Origin of the sequence: Parabacteroides sp. AF17-28 (genome assembly GCF_003479205.1) — a bacterium.
GTDB lineage: Bacteria > Bacteroidota > Bacteroidia > Bacteroidales > Tannerellaceae > Parabacteroides > Parabacteroides acidifaciens.
Window position 1 is genome coordinate 85335 of record NZ_QUGV01000001.1, and the last position, 21024, is coordinate 106358.

Annotated in this window: 15 protein-coding genes and 1 pseudogene; 10 read left to right on the forward strand and 6 right to left on the reverse strand. The window is 50.2% G+C overall.

The window, feature by feature from the left end; translation table 11 throughout:
• Nucleotides 1–22: 22 nt before the first annotated feature.
• The 4 genes from carA to DWW90_RS00495 form a co-directional block, all read right to left on the reverse strand.
• Nucleotides 23–1195 (reverse strand): glutamine-hydrolyzing carbamoyl-phosphate synthase small subunit, encoded by a 1173-nt coding sequence (gene carA / locus DWW90_RS00480; protein ID WP_122343587.1) that lies wholly within the window; start codon nucleotides 1193–1195, stop codon nucleotides 23–25.
• 35 nt (nucleotides 1196–1230) lie between these two features.
• Entirely contained in the window at nucleotides 1231–3117 is a 1887-nt protein-coding gene (locus DWW90_RS00485; RefSeq protein WP_122343588.1) for an amidophosphoribosyltransferase, read from the reverse strand.
• A 283-nt stretch (nucleotides 3118–3400) separates the two neighbouring features.
• Nucleotides 3401–3910, reverse strand: a complete 510-nt coding sequence (locus tag DWW90_RS00490) for a GNAT family N-acetyltransferase (protein WP_115499795.1) — start codon at nucleotides 3908–3910, stop codon at nucleotides 3401–3403.
• Between the two features lie 7 nt (nucleotides 3911–3917).
• Nucleotides 3918–4478 carry a flavin reductase family protein gene (locus DWW90_RS00495; protein WP_122343589.1) on the reverse strand — a complete coding sequence of 187 codons (561 nt, stop codon included), beginning with the start codon at nucleotides 4476–4478 and terminating at the stop codon, nucleotides 3918–3920.
• An 843-nt stretch (nucleotides 4479–5321) separates the two neighbouring features.
• Between DWW90_RS00495 and DWW90_RS00500 the strand changes: the two genes are divergently transcribed.
• Together DWW90_RS00500 and DWW90_RS00505 are read left to right on the forward strand one after the other, a co-directional pair.
• Nucleotides 5322–6341, forward strand: a complete 1020-nt coding sequence (locus tag DWW90_RS00500) for an alpha/beta hydrolase (protein ID WP_233547623.1) — start codon at nucleotides 5322–5324, stop codon at nucleotides 6339–6341.
• Nucleotides 6342–6483: 142 nt separating this feature from the next.
• Nucleotides 6484–8028, forward strand: coding sequence for a HAMP domain-containing sensor histidine kinase (locus DWW90_RS00505; protein WP_122343591.1), 1545 nt, complete (start codon nucleotides 6484–6486; stop codon nucleotides 8026–8028).
• Here DWW90_RS00505 and DWW90_RS00510 read toward each other — a convergent pair.
• Nucleotides 8006–8263 (reverse strand): annotated as a pseudogene (locus tag DWW90_RS00510) (hypothetical protein); the annotation flags it as partial. The gene DWW90_RS00505 and the pseudogene DWW90_RS00510 sit on opposite strands and share 23 nt — an antisense overlap.
• A 282-nt stretch (nucleotides 8264–8545) precedes the next feature.
• Between DWW90_RS00510 and gltB the strand changes: the two are divergent.
• The 6 genes from gltB (at nucleotide 8546) to DWW90_RS00540 (ending at nucleotide 17531) form a co-directional block, all read left to right on the forward strand.
• Nucleotides 8546–13144 carry a glutamate synthase large subunit gene (gene gltB, locus DWW90_RS00515; protein WP_199662152.1) on the forward strand — a complete coding sequence of 1533 codons (4599 nt, stop codon included), beginning with the start codon at nucleotides 8546–8548 and terminating at the stop codon, nucleotides 13142–13144.
• 203 nt (nucleotides 13145–13347) lie between these two features.
• Nucleotides 13348–14775, forward strand: coding sequence for a glutamate synthase subunit beta (locus DWW90_RS00520; RefSeq protein ID WP_122343592.1), 1428 nt, complete (start codon nucleotides 13348–13350; stop codon nucleotides 14773–14775).
• 33 nt (nucleotides 14776–14808) lie between these two features.
• Nucleotides 14809–16473, forward strand: a complete 1665-nt coding sequence (gene asnB / locus DWW90_RS00525) for an asparagine synthase B (RefSeq protein WP_122343593.1) — start codon at nucleotides 14809–14811, stop codon at nucleotides 16471–16473.
• Nucleotides 16474–16600: 127 nt separating this feature from the next.
• Nucleotides 16601–16834: a DUF3791 domain-containing protein gene (locus DWW90_RS00530; protein WP_122343594.1), complete on the forward strand. Its 234-nt coding sequence runs from the start codon at nucleotides 16601–16603 to the stop codon at nucleotides 16832–16834.
• The gene (locus DWW90_RS00535; RefSeq protein ID WP_122343595.1) at nucleotides 16831–17310 is read left to right on the forward strand and encodes a DUF3990 domain-containing protein; all 480 of its coding nucleotides are present in this window, start codon (nucleotides 16831–16833) and stop codon (nucleotides 17308–17310) included. Before DWW90_RS00530 ends, DWW90_RS00535 begins: the two co-directional genes overlap by 4 nt.
• Nucleotides 17307–17531, forward strand: coding sequence for a hypothetical protein (locus DWW90_RS00540; protein WP_122343596.1), 225 nt, complete (start codon nucleotides 17307–17309; stop codon nucleotides 17529–17531). Before DWW90_RS00535 ends, DWW90_RS00540 begins: the two co-directional genes overlap by 4 nt.
• Nucleotides 17532–17577: 46 nt before the next feature.
• Here the strand turns inward: DWW90_RS00540 and DWW90_RS00545 are convergent, their stop codons facing one another.
• Complete coding sequence (locus tag DWW90_RS00545) at nucleotides 17578–17916, reverse strand: cupin domain-containing protein (protein WP_115499801.1); 339 nt, start codon at nucleotides 17914–17916, stop codon at nucleotides 17578–17580.
• Between the two features lie 107 nt (nucleotides 17917–18023).
• Between DWW90_RS00545 and DWW90_RS00550 the strand changes: the two genes are divergently transcribed.
• Nucleotides 18024–19664, forward strand: a complete 1641-nt coding sequence (locus tag DWW90_RS00550) for a family 78 glycoside hydrolase catalytic domain (protein WP_122343597.1) — start codon at nucleotides 18024–18026, stop codon at nucleotides 19662–19664.
• Between the two features lie 525 nt (nucleotides 19665–20189).
• The gene (gene dapF / locus DWW90_RS00555) at nucleotides 20190–21017 is read left to right on the forward strand and encodes a diaminopimelate epimerase (protein WP_122343727.1); all 828 of its coding nucleotides are present in this window, start codon (nucleotides 20190–20192) and stop codon (nucleotides 21015–21017) included.
• Nucleotides 21018–21024 lie beyond the last annotated feature (7 nt).

The following is a 21024-nucleotide window of genomic DNA, read 5'->3' on the forward strand; positions in this document are numbered from 1 at the left end:
CGTATTAATCTTAAAAATCAGGTTAAAGCAACGCTACAAACTTATCGAAGATAAACTCCGTATCCGTCGGTCCGCTGCATGCTTCGGGGTGGAACTGGGAAGAGAAGAAAGGCTTCGTCTTATGCTTGATACCTTCGTTCGTCCCGTCGTTCATATTGATAAAGAGCGGCTCCCAGTCTGCGCCCAATGTATCGTTGTCTACAGCATAACCATGATTCTGGCTGGTGATGAAGCACCTCTCCGTCCCGACCATGCGCACCGGCTGGTTATGGCTGCGGTGGCCGTATTTCAGTTTATAGATAGAAGCGCCGCCTGCCTTGGCAAGCAACTGGTTTCCCATGCAGATGCCGCAGATCGGTTTGTCTCCGGCAAGCGCCTTGCGGATATGCTGGACAGCCACATCGCAGGTATCCGGGTCGCCGGGACCGTTCGAGATGAAAAGCCCGTCGTAGTCCAGCGTATTGAAGTCGTAGTCCCAGGGTACGCGGACAACAGTCACATTCCGTTTCAGCAGGCAGCGTATGATATTTGCTTTCACGCCACAGTCGAGAAGCACGACACGCTTTTTCAATTGACAATTGGCAATTGACAATTGACAATTATTGGCTTCTGATAAGGAATAGGTTTGGGAGGTACCGTCGGGCTGGTAGACTATGATATCTTTGCAAGAGACACGGTCGACGTAGTTGATGCTTCCGTAATCCGGCATTTCACTTTCATCTTTCACCTTTCCACTTTCCACTCCGTTTTTAGCGTCGCCGATAACGATGCGTCCCATCATCACCCCATGTTCACGTATCTTCTTTGTCAATGCACGGGTGTCTATGCCCGTAATTCCGGGAATCATTTCCCGTTTCAGCCAGTCGCTCAGGCTTTCCACGGCATTCCAATGACTATACTCTTCGCTATAATCGCTCACAATAATTGCCTCCGCATGGATTTTCTCACTCTCCATAAACGTAGGCAGATCGTTCTCTTCGATAGAGAAAGGAGGTACTCCGTAGTTTCCGACCAACGGATAGGTCAGCACCATCAACTGACCGGCGTACGAAGGATCGGTAAGGCTTTCCGGATAACCGGTCATGGCAGTATTGAACACCACTTCGCCGGCTACCGCCTTATCGTAACCAAAAGAGAAGCCGTGGAACTTGCTTCCGTCATCCAAAACCAATGTCGCTGTTTTTCTAACTTGCATATTTCTTTTAATTGTCAATTTTCAATTCTCAATTTTCAATTCCCCAAATGTTCTTCTTCCATATAATGAATAAACGCTTCGTTCACCATGCGCGTGCCGCCCGGTGTCGGATAATCTCCGGAGAAATACCAGTCTCCCGGATGATTCGGGCAAGATGCGTGCAGGCCTTCGAGCGTCTGGTAGACAATCTCCACCTTCGCCCGTGTACCGGCCGGAGTAAGCAGTTCCACCATCTTGGCGGAAATCTCTTCGTCGGTGAAAGGCGCATATATTTCCTTGACATAATTCACAATCGTTCCGTCCTGCCCGGCCTGTTGCTTCTTCGCCTTGCGGTAGGCATCCAGCAGAATGTTTTCCATACCCCGGTCTTTCAGCAGGGCAACGGCAGCCTTGAAAGCGATGAACTCGTTCATACGCGACATGTCGATACCGTAATAATCCGGATAACGTACCTGCGGCGAGGATGAGACAATCACGATTTTCTTCGGATGCAGACGGTCCAGGATGCCGATGATGCTTTGCCGGAGGGTCGTCCCGCGCACGATACTGTCGTCTATCACGACCAGGTTGTCCACATCGGGCACGATGCTGCCGTAAGTAATATCATACACATGGGTTGCCAAATCGTTGCGGCTGTTGCCTTCGGCGATAAAGGTACGCAATTTTATATCCTTAATCGCCACTTTCTCGCACCGGACGCGCATGGAGAGGATCTGTTCCAGCTCTTTTTCCAGCAACAGGTGGCTGCGGTCGGCGATCCATTCCTTCTTGACCTTGTTCAGGTATTCGTTCAATCCCTCCTGCATGCCGAAATAGGCCACCTCGGCCGTGTTGGGGATGAAAGAGAAGACAGTATGGTTCAGATCGTTATCCACCGATTTCAGAATGGCCGGGACCAGGTTTTCTCCCAAGCGTTTGCGCTCTTTGTAGATATCCACATCGCTACCCCGGGAAAAATAGATGCGCTCGAACGAGCAAGCTTTATTCTCTTTCGGCTCCACGATCTGCGACGTGCGCCATTCGCCTTTCTTGTTGATAAAGAGGGCTTCTCCCCTTTGCAGTTCGCGGATATCTTCCGCATGTACGTTCATGGCTGTCTGGATAACCGGACGCTCACTGGCCAGGATCACAATCTCGTCGTCGGCATAATAGAAAGCCGGACGGATGCCCCAGGGGTCGCGAACGCTGAAGGACTCCCCGCTTCCGGTCAGCCCGCAGATCACGTAACCGCCGTCCCACTGCGGGGCGCAACGTTTCAGGACATTCGCCAGATCCACATTCGCCTCGATTGCGTTTGTAATATCCATGCCCGTCAATCCCTCGGCCTCGTATTTCTGATACAGACGTTCTACCTCGCGATCCAGGCGGTGTCCCACCTGCTCGAGCATGATAAAGGTGTCGGCATAGGCGCGCGGGTGCTGACCAATAGCTGTTATCTCTTCGAAAATATGTTGAACGTTGGTAAGATTGAAATTACCGCAAAGAGCGAGGTTCTTGGCTCTCCAGTTGTTGCGGCGTAAAAAAGGATGGACGTAGGAAATACCGGATTTACCGGTTGTACTATAACGCAGGTGTCCCATATAAAGTTCTCCTGCAAAAGGAAGGTCTGTCTTAGCAAAAAACGGATCGTTCAGCTTACCGGGTGGTAAATCTTTGTAATGTTGATGAACGTCAGCGAATATTTCGGTAATAGCTCCGGTTCCTAATGCTCTTTCCCGAAACATATATTCTTCACCGGGGCTGGCTTCTAACTTAACGCAGGCTAAACCGGCTCCCTCCTGACCGCGGTTATGCTGCTTTTCCATCAACAAATAGAGCTTATTGAGCCCATACATCCAGGTACCATACTTCTGATGATAATATTCCAAAGGCTTTAGTAACCGGACCATGGCGACTCCACACTCGTGTTTAAGTACTTCCATTTGGTTCTAACTTGTTTTTTATTTTGCGTGCAAAGATACTTACATTATATTACATATTATTCATACAATCGCAATTTATTTGACACATTAATAGAAATAATCATTTTATCCGCCATTTAGTTAAATTATTATATAAAACGATGCCGTTTCGGCAAACCTTTCAAAAACAAAGGAAAAGCCCTTTTCGTCCTTACAATCCGTGCAAAAGAAAAGGGCTTTTATTATATAATCATAATCAGGACGAATTTGTTCAGACGTATCCGTCCGACCAGATGCAGATAGTTCACTTTTTCTTATAAACGAAATGCGGCATATCCACACCCCGATAGTGCTTGACGAAAGTTGCGACTTTCTCCATCCCGTTACGTTGTGCCACTTTTTGGGAAGCGATATTCGTATCCCGGATGATAGAATAAACTTCGTTGAAACCAAGCGCATGAAAGGCATATTCCCGGCAAGCGATAGCCGCTTCGGTGGCAAAGCCTTTATGCCAAAACTCTTTCCGGAACAGATAGCCGACTTCGGCAATTTGTTTTCCGTCAAATTCTTGATAAGTAATGCCGCATTGCCCGATCAATTCGTTACTGCTTTTCTCCACCACGCCCCATAAGCCGAAACCGTCATGCCGATAGCGCCTGAACTGTTTATCCAGCCACTCCTGTACTTCCTGATCGCTGAAGGGCCCTTCGTAAGCGTACATAACTTCACTATCCTGTAACAACTTGCATACCTCATCAAAATCGTCCTGTACCAGCGTTCTCAATATTAACCGCTCAGTTTCCAGTATCTTCATTTTACATTTACCTTAATGCCACTCCATCCTTGAATGCATTCCCTACTTTTTCACCGATTACAAGATAATCGTTATGTACCGGATCAAAAGTGATAGGACGTAGCTTGGCTGGATCAATCTTACCTTTTTCATCCAACACGGATTCATCTGCCGAGACATTGATGATGCGGCCCACAAGGTGGCAGGTTTCGGAATCATACGATATGAGTTCACACTCAATGGCCATCGGCAGTTCGTCAATGAGCGGAGCATTTACAAATTCGGACTTCGTAGCATGAAAACCGGCTTTGGCAAACTTATCCGGCTCTTTGTTTCCGGAAACAATACCTACATAATCACAGGCAACCAATTGTTCTACCGTACCCATACTCACAGTGAAAGCTTTTGTAGCAAGCAGATTTTTCACGGTCTTGTGACCGGCACTCAGGCACAGGTTTATCTGGTCATCCAAATCAATACCTCCCCATGCGGCATTCATGGCATCAGGCGTTCCTTCCTCATCATAAGTCGCAACGATAAACACGGGTTGAGGATAGCTCCACGGTTTTGCTCCAAAATTCTTTCTCATCTTGATTATTTTTTAATTCTATAAATATGATTAGTTACAAAAATAGCGATTCTAATCCATATATAAAACAGATAGGCATAGTCAGATTCAAAGTCCATTTCTAAATAATAATTGTTCAAGAGGGGGGCTTATTGTATAAAACGTATTTTTCCGGCTCAAAAGACATCCGAAACAAAACAAATGTTAATCCGCTTTTTCGGCGTCAAAAAGGGACTTTTTCCTCTTTTTTGAGTGTTTTCCGCCATTGCGACCGTCCTCTTTGCCACCGTGACCGTGCTAATGTGTAGTGCACTCGGCACCTCGCGAAGATTAGCACGGTCGTAATGGCGATTTGGACGGTCGTAATTGAAAAGAGGACCGTTGTAAGCGCAAAAAAGCACCTGAATTTCCTTGGGATATTTGGAACGCCGTCCGTTTTATTTTCAAATATTCGATTCTCCGGGAGTTAAGCTTTATCACTTTGTCGGTCTTTCCGGTTTCCGGTAATCAAATTGTACGCTTTTTGGAATGAGCTCGGCACCTCTTTTTATAGAGTGTCAACCGGAAGGGTTAAAACCGTGAAAAGAGTCAATCCAAAATCGATCAAGATTTCGGATGAAATAGAAAAACGGCCTCAAAAGGGGGTTATTGTATATCTTGACAATTTATCCATCGTATTATGAATACAAAATCGACACCGTCGTGCGTTGAAAATCTGTAAAATTGGTAGTTCAATCCGTAATTTGTCTAACGTCGGAACAGTTGAGCTGCACTACCTTTGTTCACATCATTAATTAAAGAATAAACGACATGAGGAAGATACAAACAATCGCTATTCTGATGTTCCTGACGTTTACGAATGTCATGGCGTCGGGAATAATTACGGTACATAACATAAAATCAACAGATATGGATACATTGGAATTAACGCAGGAATGGGACAAGACATTCCCGCAGAGTGACAAAGTGGAACATTCGAAAATTACGTTTCACAACCGCTACGGCATCACGCTTGCCGCAGACCTGTATAAACCGAAAAACAGACAAGGCCGTTTGGCTGCCATTGCGGTAAGCGGTCCTTACGGAGCAGTAAAAGAGCAGGTGTCGGGCCGCTACGCCCAAACCCTTGCCGAGCGTGGTTTTCTGACCCTTGCATTCGATCCTTCGTTCTATGGAGAGAGCGGCGGTACACCCCGCTACCTGACCTCGCCCGAAATCAGCACGGAAGATTTCAGTGCGGCAGTCGATTACCTGATTACCCGCAATGATGTAGATCCACAGCATATCGGCATCCTTGGTATCTGCGGATGGGGAGGATTCGCTCTCAATGCTGCGGCCAACGACCCGCGCATCAAGGCTACGGTAACATCCACCATGTACGACATGAGCCGCGTGAATGCCAACGGATATTTCGATGCCATGAGTACAGACGACCGATACAAGCTGCGCGAACAGCTCAATGCCCAGCGCACCGAAGATTATCGCAACGACAGTTACGATCTCAACGGCGGTGTGGTCGATCCTGTTCCCGAAGATGCCCCGCTCTTTGTCCGTCAATACCACGACTATTATAAAACTGCAAGAGGCTATCATCGTCGTTCGCCCAACTCCAACAAGGGAATCAGCAATATCAGTTCCTTAGCGTTCATCAATATGCCGCTCCTCTCCTATATCGGTGAAATACGCAGCGCTGTCCTGATGATACACGGAGCCGAAGCCCATTCTCGCTATTTCAGCGAAGATGCCTACAAACGGTTGACAAGCGACAATAAAGAGCTTCTGATTATCCCCGGAGCCAATCACGTCGATCTGTACGACAACCTCGACGTGATACCTTTCGACAAGATAGACGGGTTCTTCAAGAAAGCCCTGAAAGAAAAATAAATCCTGAACTTCTGAACAAAACATATCGAGCCCCGCAGTAAATACGCTGCGGGGCTTTGCTTTTATATTTCAAAAATCATTTGCTTTTCATACCTTTATAATCAAAGAATGTATATATTTGCCTAACGTTAAAATTTCACTTATGAGAATTTCATACATTATTATCACCCTCATGATCAGTTTTTGTGCTACCCCTCAGGCACAAAACAAAGCGGAAGAATGGATGCAACAAGCACAAAGTAGTCTGGAAAAGAAGGACTACACGAAAGCCCGCTACCTTTTTATCCAAGCCTATAAAGGGTTGGCAAATGAAGGCAAGTACACACAAGCAGTCGAATGCGGGACACAAGCCGCTTCCCTCTATTACAGGGAAAACTACTATCAGGAAGCATTCGATCTTTGCCGGCAGATGAGCCAGATAGTGGCAAACGAAGAGCAGGCCGGACAAAAAAAGCTCTATGACCTGCGCTTCCTGATCACAAAAGAACGCCTGCAAATGTATATCAAGCTGAGAAATGCGGCGCAAGCACAACTCCAGTTAAACACGTTGGACAACTTGACCAGTGAATCCGGCAGCCCCGGGCTGTCCGAAAACCTGTTGTACACAAAAGCGGACTATTATTATACCTTCGGGCAGAACGCCGAGGGGGACGCCGCATTCAATAAACTCATCAGCCAGTACCGGGAGAAGAAGGAATACGGAAAAGTCAGCGAATGCTATAAAAACCTGATCTCGATTGCACGCAAAAGCAACAACATCCCGCTGATGGAGCAGACATACGAAAAATATATGGTATGGACCGACTCGGTAAAAGCGCTTACTGCCGAAGACGAATTGGGCGCCCTGCAACAGAAATACGACGACAGCCTGCAAACCATACAGGAAAAAGACGGCAAGTTAGCCAGTAAACAATATATAATTGCCGGACTTTGTACACTCGCAGCCATTCTGATTGCGGCACTGGCATTCCTGGCATTCCTGGTTTTGCGTTTCGTCATCCTCAACAGGAAACTCAAAAAGATTATCCATACGATCACCGAGCACAGCGAACAGCAGACCGGATTTATCCAAAGCATCTCGGCCCAGATGGAACCGACGCTAAATAAAATGGACGAATCCGTAGCCGGATTACAACCTGCCGCCTCCGGACAGGCTAAAGCCATACAGACCCGTATCGACGCCCTGAAACAGTTCGGGGTCCATATACAGGAGCTTTCCGCCCTTGAAAACTCGATGCTGGAAACATACGAGGTACAATCTTTCAGCGTCAGCACTTTCTGCAAGAAGGTGATGGAAAAGGTAAAAGAAGATATACGCCCTGAAGTAGAAGTCGTAACGGATGTTCCTCAGATCGAAATAAAAACCAATGCCGAACAGTTGGAACGTATCCTGCTTCATCTCCTGAAAAACGCGGCGATCTACACGACATCCGGCAAAATCAAGCTCGAATTCAAGAAGAAAGGAGCACACATCTGCCAGTTCATCGTCACCGATAACGGCCCGGGCATCCCTGCCGAAAAACAGGAAAGCCTCTTCAAGCCTTTCTCTGAAATCAAAGACCTGGCTGACGGTGACGGATTAGGACTGCCACTCTGCTCCCTGATTGCCGGCAAGATGAACGGCACGCTTTCCATAGATGCCGAATATAAAAAAGGATGCCGTTTTATTCTGGTGTTACAGGTGTAGACTCCATTCTTTCTTTTATTTTTTTCCAGGCATGCGTATCGAACAGGCAACTGCTCCTCATCGTAGCGTACATTTCCCGGAACCGGGACATCGGTATCATAAAACTGAGAATATCCGGTTCAAAATAGGGACGTACGGAGGGATCGAAGAAGCCGATAAAGGTACGCCTGCCTCCTCTTGCATTTTCAATAACCGCTTGTGTGACAACGGCACAGCAACCGGAACCGAACAAGGAAGTATATCCATAATGCTGATAGATTGATTAGTTTCCCCAAATATACGAAAAACAGAATAAACAGCCTAACACATCTTTCACTTTTAAAGAAAATAGCAAGAATACTGTTACAATTTATCACCTAAACACAAAGTTTACTTTCAATCAGAAAGCAGACAGCTTTCCAATCCAAAAAGACTTTCTTAAAACTTACTTACGCGTATTACATTTTGAAACAAACACCTATCTTTGTCAAACATTTTGACAGACAAAACAAGTATTACACAAACATAAGGTCAACAAATGATGAAAGAAAGAAGCCATTTGAACAACAAGCAAGGATTATACGACCCTGCCAACGAACATGACGCTTGCGGCGTAGGGCTGGTCGTTAATATCCACGGTGGTAAATCGCATGACATTATCGAGTCTGCCCTTAAGGTATTAGAAAACATGCGGCACCGCGGTGCAGAGGGTGCAGATAACAAGACCGGTGACGGTGCAGGTATTCTGCTGCAAATTCCTCACGAATTTATCTTATTACAAGGTATTCCCGTACCCGAAAAGGGCAAGTACGGAACAGGACTGGTCTTCTTTCCGAAAGACGAAGCACAGCGGTCTTCGATCCTGAGTATCATGATCGAGGAGATCGAGAAGGAAGGACTTACCTTGATGCACCTCCGCAAAGTTCCCGTCAACACGGACATCCTGGGAAAAGATGCACAGGAGACGGAACCGGACATCAAACAGGTGTTCATCACCGGATGCGACGACCAGGAGGCATTGGAACTGAAACTCTACATCATCCGCAAACGGATCGAGAAACGGGTGGCGGATTCCGACATCCCCGGTAAGAGGGATTTCTATGTAGCATCACTCTCCACAAAAAGCATTATATATAAAGGAATGCTGGAGTCGATGCAACTGCGTCACTACTTCCCGGACCTGACCAATCATTACCTGACAAGCGGACTGGCACTGGTACACTCCCGCTTCAGCACGAATACATTTCCGACGTGGAGCCTCGCACAGCCGTTCCGGTTGTTGGCACACAATGGGGAGATCAACACGATACGCGGGAACAGAGGTTGGATGGAAGCGCGGGAAAGCGTTCTTTCTTCCCCCCGCATCCCGAATATCGACGAGATACGCCCGATCATCCAGCCGGGCATGAGCGACAGTGCCTCATTAGACAATGTGCTGGAATTTTTCGTGGCTTCCGGTATGAGCCTGCCGCATGCAATGGCGATGCTGGTTCCGGAGAGCTTCAACGAGAAGAACCCGATATCGGAAGACCTGAAAGCCTTCTACGAATACCATTCTATCCTGATGGAACCTTGGGACGGTCCTGCCGCGCTGCTTTTCAGTGACGGACGGTATGCCGGAGGAATGCTCGACCGTAACGGCCTGCGCCCCGCACGCTACCTGATTACCAAAAACGGCATGATGGTCGTGGCATCCGAAGTGGGTGTCATGGACTTCGAACCGGGAGAGATACAGGAGAAAGGACGCCTGCAACCGGGTAAGATCCTGCTGGTCGACACCGAAGAGGGCAAGATCTATTATGACGGCGAACTGAAAAAGCAACTCGCCGACGCACAGCCTTACCGCGTCTGGTTAGCAAACAACCGCGTGGAACTGGATGAACTGAAGTCCGGCCGCCGCGTGCCGCATACGGTTCCGGAATACGACAAGATGCTGCGCACCTTCGGCTACAGCCGCGAGGACATCGAGCGGATCATCACTCCGATGTGTACGGGCAGCGCCGAACCGGTCGGCTCGATGGGTAACGACACGCCGTTAGCTGTCCTCTCCGACCGTCCGCAGATCCTCTTCAACTACTTCCGCCAGCAGTTCGCACAGGTGACGAACCCGCCGATCGACCCGCTCCGCGAAGAGTTGGTGATGAGCCTGACGGAGTATATCGGCGCCGTAGGAAGCAATATCCTGACTCCGGACGAGGCCCATTGCAAAATGGTATGCCTCCCCCATCCGATACTGACAAACACACAACTGGATATTCTTTGCAATATCCGCTATAAAGGCTTCAAGTCCGTCAAGCTCCCGATGCTGTTCGAAACAGCACAGGGCAGTGAAGGGTTGAAAGCCGCCCTGGACCAACTCTGTAAACAGGCCGAACAGTCGGTCATTGACGGCGTAAACTACATCATCCTGAGCGACAAGAATGTGGATGCGACACATGCGCCCATTCCCTCGCTCCTGGCCGTCAGCGCCGTACACCACCACCTGATCTCCGTCCAGAAACGCGTCCAGACGGCTCTTGTCGTAGAGACCGGCGAGATGCGCGAGGTGATGCACGCCGCCTTGCTGTTGGGCTACGGGGCAAGTGCGATCAACCCCTATATGTCGTTCGCCATCCTGAAAGACATGGTCGACCGGCAGGAGATACAGCTCAACTATGAAATGGCCCGCAAGAACTATATCAAAGCGCTCTGCAAAGGCCTGTTCAAAGTGATCAGCAAAATGGGTATCAGCACGATCCGCAGCTATCGCGGAGCCAAACTGTTCGAAGCGATCGGCCTCTCTAACGAGTTAGTGAACACCTACTTCGGCGGGACGGCCAGCAGCGTAGGCGGTATCCGCCTGCAGGAAATCGCCGCCGACGCGATCGCCCTCCACCATCAGGCCTTCGGCGACACGGTGGACACGATACTCGAACACAAAGGCATCTACAGCTACCGCAAAGACGGCGAGAAGCACGCCTGGAACCCGGAAACGATCTCCGCCCTGCAACTCTCTACCCGCTTGGGCAGCTACAAGAAGTTTAAAGAATACACACACCTGATCGACGACAAGGAAGCCCCGATCTTCCTCCGCGACTTCCTGACTTTCCGCCGCGGCAAGTCCATCCCGCTCGACCAGGTGGAACCGGCCGGCGAAATCATGAAGCGTTTCGTCACAGGTGCCATGAGCTTCGGCTCTATCAGCAAAGAGGCGCACGAGACAATGGCAATGGCGATGAATAAGATACACGGCCGCAGCAACACCGGGGAAGGTGGTGAAGACGCCGCCCGCTTCGCCCCCCGCGAAGACGGCCTCTCGCTCCGCTCCGCCATCAAGCAGGTGGCTTCGGGACGTTTCGGCGTGACAGCCGAATACCTGGTGAATGCCGACGAAATACAGATCAAGGTCGCCCAGGGTGCCAAGCCGGGTGAAGGCGGACAGCTGCCGGGCTTCAAGGTGAACGACGTGATCGCAAAGACACGCCACTCCATTCCGGGCATCTCCCTGATCTCGCCTCCTCCCCATCACGATATCTACTCGATCGAGGACCTGGCACAACTCATCTTCGACCTGAAGAACGTCAACCCGCATGCCGAGATAAGCGTCAAGTTAGTATCCGAAAGTGGTGTCGGCACGATTGCCGCCGGTGTGGCGAAGGCAAAGGCAGACCGTATCATTATCTCCGGTGCGGAAGGCGGAACGGGGGCATCGCCCATGAGTTCGATCCGCTATGCCGGACTGCCGCCCGAACTGGGACTGAGCGAGACACAACAGACGCTTGTCATCAACAACCTTCGTGGACAAGTCCGCCTGCAAACCGACGGACAGTTGAAGACGGGCCGCGACATCGTCCTCATGGCCATGCTCGGAGCCGAAGAATACGGCTTCGCCACCTCCGCCCTGATCGTACTGGGTTGCGTCATGATGCGCAAATGCCACATGAATACCTGCCCGGTAGGCGTCGCCACGCAAAACGAGGAACTGCGCAAACGCTTCCACGGCCGCTATGAATACCTCGTGAACTTCTTCACCTTCCTCGCCGAAGAGGTCCGGGAATACCTGGCCGAAATGGGCTTCACGAAGCTCGACGACATCATTGGACGAACGGACTTGCTTGAGAGAAAAGGGACGCAGACTACGCAGAGCACGCAGACGAACGCAGACTTTTTGTCTTCAAATAATAATCTGCGTCCGTCTGCGTCATCTGTGTCATCTGCGTCCGGTAAATACGCACTGTTGGATTTCTCGAAACTGCTCTATATGCCGCAGCAGGCCGCCGCGAACGCGATCCGCCACACGACGGCGCAGGTACACCTGATCGACAACGTGAAGGACCGCGACATCATCCGGCACGCCATGCCTGCTATCGAGCATCAACACGAGATTTCCCTGGATTATGCCATAGCCAACACCGACCGCTCGGTAGGCGCCATGCTCTCCGGCGAAATAGCCAAACGCTATGGAAACGCCGGACTCCCGGAACATACGCTCAACATTAAGTTCAAAGGATCAGCCGGACAGAGCTTCGGCGCCTTCCTTGCGCACGGCGTCAACTTCCGCCTCGAAGGGGAAGCGAACGACTACTTAGGCAAAGGCTTGAGCGGGGGACGTATCAGTGTGATGCCTCCGGTCCGTTCGACTTTTATAGCCGAGAACAATACGATCGCCGGAAACACCGGGATGTACGGGGCTACGAGCGGCGAAGTCTATATCAACGGATGCGTGGGCGAACGCTTCTGCGTGCGTAACTCCGGCGCGATCGCTGTCGTCGAAGGAGTCGGCGACCACTGTTGCGAATATATGACGGGCGGCCGCGTGGTCGTCCTCGGCGAAACGGGACGTAACTTTGCCGCCGGTATGAGTGGCGGTGTGGCCTACGTCTGGAATCGTAAGGGCGACTTCGACTATTACTGTAACATGGAGATGGTCGAACTCTCGCTGATCGAAGACAGCACCACACGCAAGGAGCTGCACGAACTGATCCGCAAGCATTACCACTTCACAGGCAGCCACCTGGCAGGCAAGATGCTGGATAACTGGGAGAAATACGTCGATGAATTCATCCAGGTCGTCCCGATCGAATACAAGAAAGTACTGCAGGAGGAACAGATGAAGAAGTTGCAACAGAAAATCGAAGAGATGCAGCGTGATTATTGACATGCAATGAAGAGGGGGAGAATGTGTCAAAAGTCCCTTGTCCCCGCGCTTGACGCGGGGCCGCAGAAGAACAGGCCTCATCAAGCAGTTGTTTATACGGTCGGTTTTAATGCGATCCCGCGTCAAGCGCGGGAACAGGACAGTTTTGACACACCCCCCAGATAAATATAGATAAGATAATTCATTAAACAAAGACAACAACAATGGGAAATCCAAAAGCATTCCTCACCATACACCGGCAAGAAGCCGGCTATCGTCCCGTTCACGAACGCATCGACGATTATAGCGAAGTAGAACAAACGCTGAACAGCAGCGACCGCCGCACACAGGCTTCGCGCTGCATGGATTGCGGCGTACCTTTCTGCCACTGGGCCTGCCCGTTAGGCAACAAGCAGCCGGAATGGCAAGACCTGCTGTACCGAGGAAAATGGCGCGAAGCCTACCGCGTACTCGAACAGACGTGCGACTTCCCCGAGTTTACCGGACGTATCTGTCCCGCCCTTTGCGAGAAAAGCTGCGTGCTGAAACTCTCGTGCGACGAACCTGTCACGATCCGCGAGAACGAAGCCGCTATCGTGGAAGTCGCTTTCCGCGAAGGATTCATCCGCCCCGTACAGCCCGTCCGCAACGGCAAGCGGGTGGCGGTGATCGGCAGCGGCCCTGCCGGACTGGCGGCAGCTAACCAATTGAACCGACGCGGCTATGAAGTGACGGTCTTCGAGAAATACGAGTTACCGGGCGGCCTGCTCCGCTTCGGTATTCCGAACTTCAAGTTAGGAAAGAACATCATCGACCGCCGCATCCGCCTGATGGAGCAGGAAGGGGTCGTCTTCAAAGTCAATACGCTGGTCGGCAGTGAAGTGTCGGCCAAAGAGATAGCCTCGACGTTCGATGCCGTCTGCGTCGCCATCGGAGCCGAAGTGCCCCGCGACCTGCCGATCGAAGGGCGTAACCTGAAGGGCGTCCATTTCGCCCTCGAACTACTGGCGCAGCAGAACCGCCTGTTGGAAGGCATCGCGATCCCGCCGAAGAGCGTCATCAATTGCAAAGGCAAGAAAGTCCTTGTGATCGGTGGCGGCGACACGGGTAGCGACTGCGTCGGGACAGCCAACCGCCACGGTGCGGCCAGCGTGACGCAGATCGAGATCATGCCCCAACCGCCCGTCGGACACAATCCGGAGACGCCCTGGCCTATGTATCCGCAGGTGCTGAAGACGAGCAGCAGCCACGAAGAGGGTTGCACGCGCCGTTGGAACCTCGCCTCCGTCCGCTTCATCGGCGACAAGAACATCCTGAAAGGTGTGGAAGTCGAAGAAGTGGAATGGCTGCCAGCCAAGGACGGCGGTCGCCCGGAAATGCGCAAGACCGGCCGTACGGAGGTAATCGAAGCTGACCAGGTCTTCCTTGCCATGGGCTTCGTCCATCCCGAACAGGAAGGGCTCATAAAGGAACTTTCCCTCGCCGTCGATGGTCGCAAGAACATCGCAGTCGACCCTGCTACAAACCGCGTTGCCGGCACAAACATCTTCGCCTGTGGCGATGCCGTCAGCGGTGCCAGCCTCGTCGTCCGCGCCATGGCCTCCGGCCGTCAAGCAGCAAAAGCAATCGACACATATTTAAGAGACAAATAATTTTCAATTTTCAATTATCAATTTTCAATTACCATGTGTGGCATTACAGCAATCTTCAATATCCGCAGCGGCGCCGACCAGCTCCGCCAGCAAGCCCTGAAAATGAGTAAACGCATCCGTCATCGCGGTCCAGACTGGAGCGGTATCTATCAGGGCCGGACCGCAATCCTTGCCCACGAACGCCTGTCGATCGTCGATCCCGCATCCGGCGGACAGCCGCTGAAGAGCAAAGACGGCAAACTGATCCTGACCGTAAACGGAGAAATATACAATCATCGCGAACTCCGCGAACAACTGAAAGACGAATATGAATTCCAGACGGGAAGCGACTGTGAAGTGATCCTCGCCCTCTACCGCAAGTACGGTGTGAAGTGCGTGGAAATGCTGAGCGGCATCTTCGGCTTCGCCCTCTACGACGAAGAGAACGACTGCTACCTGATCGCACGCGACCCGATCGGCGTCATCCCCTTATATATCGGCCACGACGATGAAGGGCATCTGCTTGTCTCCTCCGAACTGAAAGGGCTCGAAGGGTTTGCCACGACATACGACCAGTTTCCTCCGGGACATTACTTCTACAGCCGTGACAAAGACTTCACCCGCTGGTATGTCCGCGACTGGTTAGAGTATGACAACGTCAAGGACAATCCCGCCAGCGTACAGGAGTTGCACGACGCCCTCGAAGCCGCCGTACAACGACAGCTGATGAGTGACGTCCCCTACGGTGTCCTCCTTTCCGGCGGGTTGGATTCGTCCATTACCTCAGCTATAGCAAAAAAATATGCAGCCAAGCGCATCGAGACCGGAGGGAAAGCAGATGCGTGGTGGCCTCAACTGCACTCCTTCGCTATCGGTCTCAAGGGAGCGCCTGATCTGGTGGCAGCCAAGAAAGTGGCTGATTATATCGGCACTGTCCATCACGAGATAAACTATACGATTGAGGAAGGCCTCGACGCTATCCGCGACGTGATCTACTATATCGAAACCTACGACGTGACAACCGTCCGCGCCTCTACGCCGATGTACCTGATATCGCGTGTCATCAAATCGATGGGTATCAAAATGGTGTTGAGCGGTGAAGGGGCCGACGAAGTATTCGGCGGTTACCTCTACTTCCACAAGGCCCCGGATGCCAAGACCTTCCACGAAGAAACCGTCCGCAAGCTAAGCAAACTCTATATGTATGATTGTCTACGGGCCAACAAGAGCTTGTGTGCATGGGGAGTGGAAGGCCGTGTTCCTTTCCTGGACAAAGAGTTCTTAGATGTCGCCATGCGCCTGAACCCCGATGCCAAGATGTGTCCGGGCAACGTAATCGAGAAGAAGATCCTCCGCGAAGCCTTCGCCGATATGCTTCCCCCGGAAATCGCCTGGCGGCAGAAGGAACAGTTCTCCGACGGTGTCGGCTACAACTGGATCGACACGCTGAAAAAGATCACCTCCGAAGCCGTCAGCGACGAAGAAATGGCAAACGCTGCTAAACGTTTCCCCATCAACCCGCCGCAGAACAAAGAGGAATACTACTACCGCACGATTTTCGAAGAGCATTTCCCCAGCGAAAGCGCCGCCCGCAGCGTGCCGAGCGTACCGAGCGTCGCCTGCTCCACCGCCGAAGCCCTCGCCTGGGACGCCGCCTTCCAAAACAAAAACGAACCCAGCGGCCGCGCAATAAAGGGGGTACACGAGGCGGCGTATTGATTGAAGCAGGCAACCATATAACACGTAGAAGGATACAAAAGCATTTCATTAAGTCCGTATTCTCCTACGTGTTTTATATCATTTATTTATCTATCTTTGTAACTGTAACCGCAAAATAGTAAATAAGATGAATACAAGTTACCCCATAACAGATAAAGTTGAATTCTTAATCGCTTGCGTATCTGAATTTGCAAAAGCCCATTCATTAAAAAAGAAACAGGCATTCAATTACATCGAAAGATACAAAGGACTGGAATTTATTACGAATCACTATGGAGTAGAACATACATTTTCTTTTAGAGATGTGGTAAAACATATTACAGACTTTTGTCACCGCCAGGGAGGGGCACTCGTTCTATGATACTTTATCACGGCACAAATAAACCTTTCGAGCAAATTGACCTGTCAAAGTCTAAACCTAACAAAGACTTTGGAAAAGGTTTCTACCTAACCTCTGATAAACAGCAAGCCATTGATATGGCTAAAGCGAAAATCGACCAACAAGGAGAAGGTGAAATTATCGTATATGCTTTCGAATTCGATACTTCGTTCTTATCATCCGGTGAATTGAAAGTAAAATCATTTGATGCTTATTCCGAAGAATGGGCTCTTTTTATATTGGCTAACAGGAATAATTTCACTTCAACTTCAATTCATGATTATGACATCGTGATAGGCCCTATTGCTAATGACCGTGTAGGTTTCCAATTGCGTCGATATATAGATGAAATTATAGATTTGGAAACCCTTGTCAAAAAGCTAACCTATATGAAAGGAATAACAATACAGTATTTCTTCGGAACCATAGCAGCAATTTCTAAACTTAAACGAGTATGAACGAGAAAGAAATAGAATATATGATTGAAGGTATAACGAAAGATCTTACCCTGCTGTTAATGGAACGGCATGGAATGGATGCTGACACAGCTTTACGTACTATATATAATTCCGACACTTATGCTAAACTGGAAGATGTAAACACACATCTATATTACCAAAGTTCACTATACATATATGACTTTTTAAAAAACGAGATACAGACAGGAAAGATGCAGTGAGATGGCGGGACAAGCAGCCCGCCAAGACACAGATGAAAAAAATCCTTTAAAGAAAATCTTCCCTCACCGGACTAAACGTATCGATCACCACGCCGGCTTCCAGGCATTTGCAGCCATGCAAGATGCCGGGCTTCATATATACACCGTCACCGGGACGGACGGTCTTTGTCTCGCCATCCGTTGTAAACTCAAAGACACCGCTCGCCACATAAGTGGCCTGTGAATGCGGATGTGTGTGCGGCGTGCCGACTGCTCCTGTTTCAAATTTCACTTTGACCATCATCAGATCGTCGTTATGCGCCATAATTTGCCGGGTGACGCCTTCGCCGGCCGGTTCCCAAGGCATCTCTGCCTCAAACTGAAAATTGTTGCTTTCGTATTTCATGATTTTGCAATTTATCTGAAGCAAAAATAACCGTTTTTTACTACATTTGATGCATTTCATGCACATGGAATAGAAATCGCATACTAATATATTTAGACCATACAAAAATGAAGAGATTTTTTTTAATCGCAGGGCTTGCCCTCCTCACGCTGGGATCGACCAGCCTGGCGCAAAGTGCGTACTTCAGCAACAGTAAAGAATGGCTCCGGAAAGCAGAAGCCTGCAAGCCGGAGTTGAGCTACCAAACGATCTCGCCCGTGAAAACCGTCCGTTCCGTGCAGGATGCAAAAGCCTTTCAGGGCTGGCGGATGGAAGATGCCGGAAGTACGGACATCCTGTTCAACGAACCCTTTAAGAAGCATCCGAGTATCACGTTGGACTTCGGGAACCATTACACCGGATTTCTGACCTTCTCCATCAAGCCTTTCGGATTGGTTGCCGCCGATGCCCCCGTCCGACTGAAATTCACGCTTGCCGAAGTACCGGGAGAATTGAATACCCCGCTCGAACCCTACAAAGGCGGACTGGCGCGCTCCTGGGTACAGGATGAAATCGTAACGATCACGAGTGTGCCTCACGAAATGACAATCCCACGCCGCCTGTCAGGCCGGTATCTGAAAATCGAACTGTTAGGCATATCCGGCAGCTTCGACTTCGTATTCGATAAGTTGACATTCAAAACACAAACGTCGGTCACCAACGAAGCGCCGGCTTTAGCCTCCACTACAGAACCGATCATACAGGATATTTATAAAGTAGGGTTGAATACCTTGAAAGAATGTATGCAGACCGTTTATGAGGACGGGCCGAAACGCGACCGCCGCCTCTGGATCGGCGACCTCTACCTGGAAGCGTTGGCTAATGCCTATACATTCAAGAACCACGAACTGACGAAGCATTGCCTGTATCTGCTTGCCGCCTTTGCCAACGACGAAGGTTTGCTGCACGCAACGCTGTTGGAGAAACCGCAGCCCCATCCGCAATACGGCACTCATACGCTGGATTATTGCCTTATATATAATGTAGCCCTTCTGGAATACCTGAAAGAGACGGGAGATACGGAAACGGCCGCAGACCTCTGGCCCGTCGCTGTCCGCCAGATCGAATTGGCGCTCCGCCAGTTTTCACCGGATTGGATTTATGACATGGACAAGAAGCCGCAGTACTGGCTGGTGTTCGACTGGAAAGACGGCTATGACCGCCAGGCGTCTATGCAAGGATTAACGATCTTTGCCCTGCAACATAGTTATGAGTTGGCAAAACGATTGGGAAAGGAGAAGGAAGCCGGCGAATGGTTGACAACAGCCGGCAAGATGCAAAAAGCTGCCCGCCGGCATTTCTACGACAAGAAGCTCGGCGTGATGGTCAGCGGTAAAGACCGGCAAGTGTCTTACCTGTCGCAAGTGTGGATGATCCTGTCGAACACCCTGAGCAAGAAAGAGGGAGCCAAGGCGATGGCAACCGTCATGTCGATGCCGGACGCCTGCTATCCCGGCTGCCCCTATGCCTATCATTATGTAATAGAAGCCCTCCTGCAATGCGGTATGCCGCAGGAGGCCCGCAACCTGATTACCGACTACTGGGGAAGCATGGTCAAACGCGGCGCCGATACTTTCTGGGAAGTATATGACCCGAACAACGACTACCTTTCGCCCTACGGCTTCTTTGTTATCAACAGCTATTGCCATGCATGGAGTTGTACGCCGGTCTACTTCATCAATAAATATCCGGAGATATTCCAGAAGTAAAAATGCCCGGCGCAAGCTGCGCCAACAACTTTACACCTCGAAAGTGACCGGCGCAAGCCGCGCCGACTACTTTACACCTTAAAAGCGACTGGCGCAAGCCGCGCCGACGACTTTACACCCTAAAAGCGACCGTCCCAAACCGGGACGGCAGCTTTACACCTTAAAAGCGACCGTCCCAAGCCGGGACGAGCACTTTACACCTTAAAAGCGACCTTCCCAAGTTGGGACGGCAACTTCAAACCTCAAAAGCGACTGTCCCAGGTTGGGACGACTACTTTACATCTTGAAAGCGGTCGTCCCGGCCTGGGACACCTTTTTAAGAAGGACAAACTTACAATTTCTAACACAAACCAGGTATTATCATTACGAATTATAACCAAAACATATCTATCAAAGATCAATCTGTCACCTGTAACATATTTTTTATACATCCGGACATACTTTATAGATATAATATATCAAAACGTCGTATATTTGCATAGTAACAAAACAAAAAGATACAATAAACAAAAGAAAAGCGGTAAAATGACAGAATTAATCAAGTTCACCAAGATGCACGGAGCCGGAAACGACTACATATACGTAAACTCAATGGATTTCCCGATTGAGAACCCGGAAGAACTCTCCATCAAATGGAGCGCTCCGCACACCGGGATCGGTTCGGACGGATTAGTTCTGATTGGAGCCTCGGAAATTGCCGATTTCAGCATGCGCATCTTTAATGCAGACGGCTCGGAAGCCCTGATGTGTGGAAATGCATCCCGATGTATCGGCAAATATGTCTATGAAAAGGGACTGACAGATAAGAAAACCGTCACCTTAGAGACATTATCCGGTATCAAGGAATTGCAGCTGACCACCCAAAAGACAGCAGACGGTTCACACGAAGAAGTCACCGAAGTCACCGTCGATATGGGCGCCCCCGCTATAGGGGAAACAGCTCTTGAAATAGAGGCCGGAGGTAAATTCTACACCGGAACGGTCGTTTCGATGGGCAACCCGCATCTTGTCATCTTTGTAGACGATATCACCCAGATAGATCTTCCGGCAGTCGGACCTCTGCTGGAGAATCATCCGTTATTCCCGAACCGTACCAACGTTGAGTTTGTTCAGATATTAAGTCCAGACGAAGTGAGGATGCGGGTATGGGAACGGGGTTCCGGAATCACCCAGGCTTGCGGGACCGGAGCATGTGCAACAGCCGTGGCCTGCATGGTGCACGGCAGGACCGAACGAACAACAAAAGTCGTCATGGATGGAGGCCCTCTTACCATCCGGTGGGACGAAGGCTCCGGCAAGGTCTACATGACCGGCGGAGCGGTAAAGGTCTTCGAGGGCGAATTGGAAATATAAACACAAA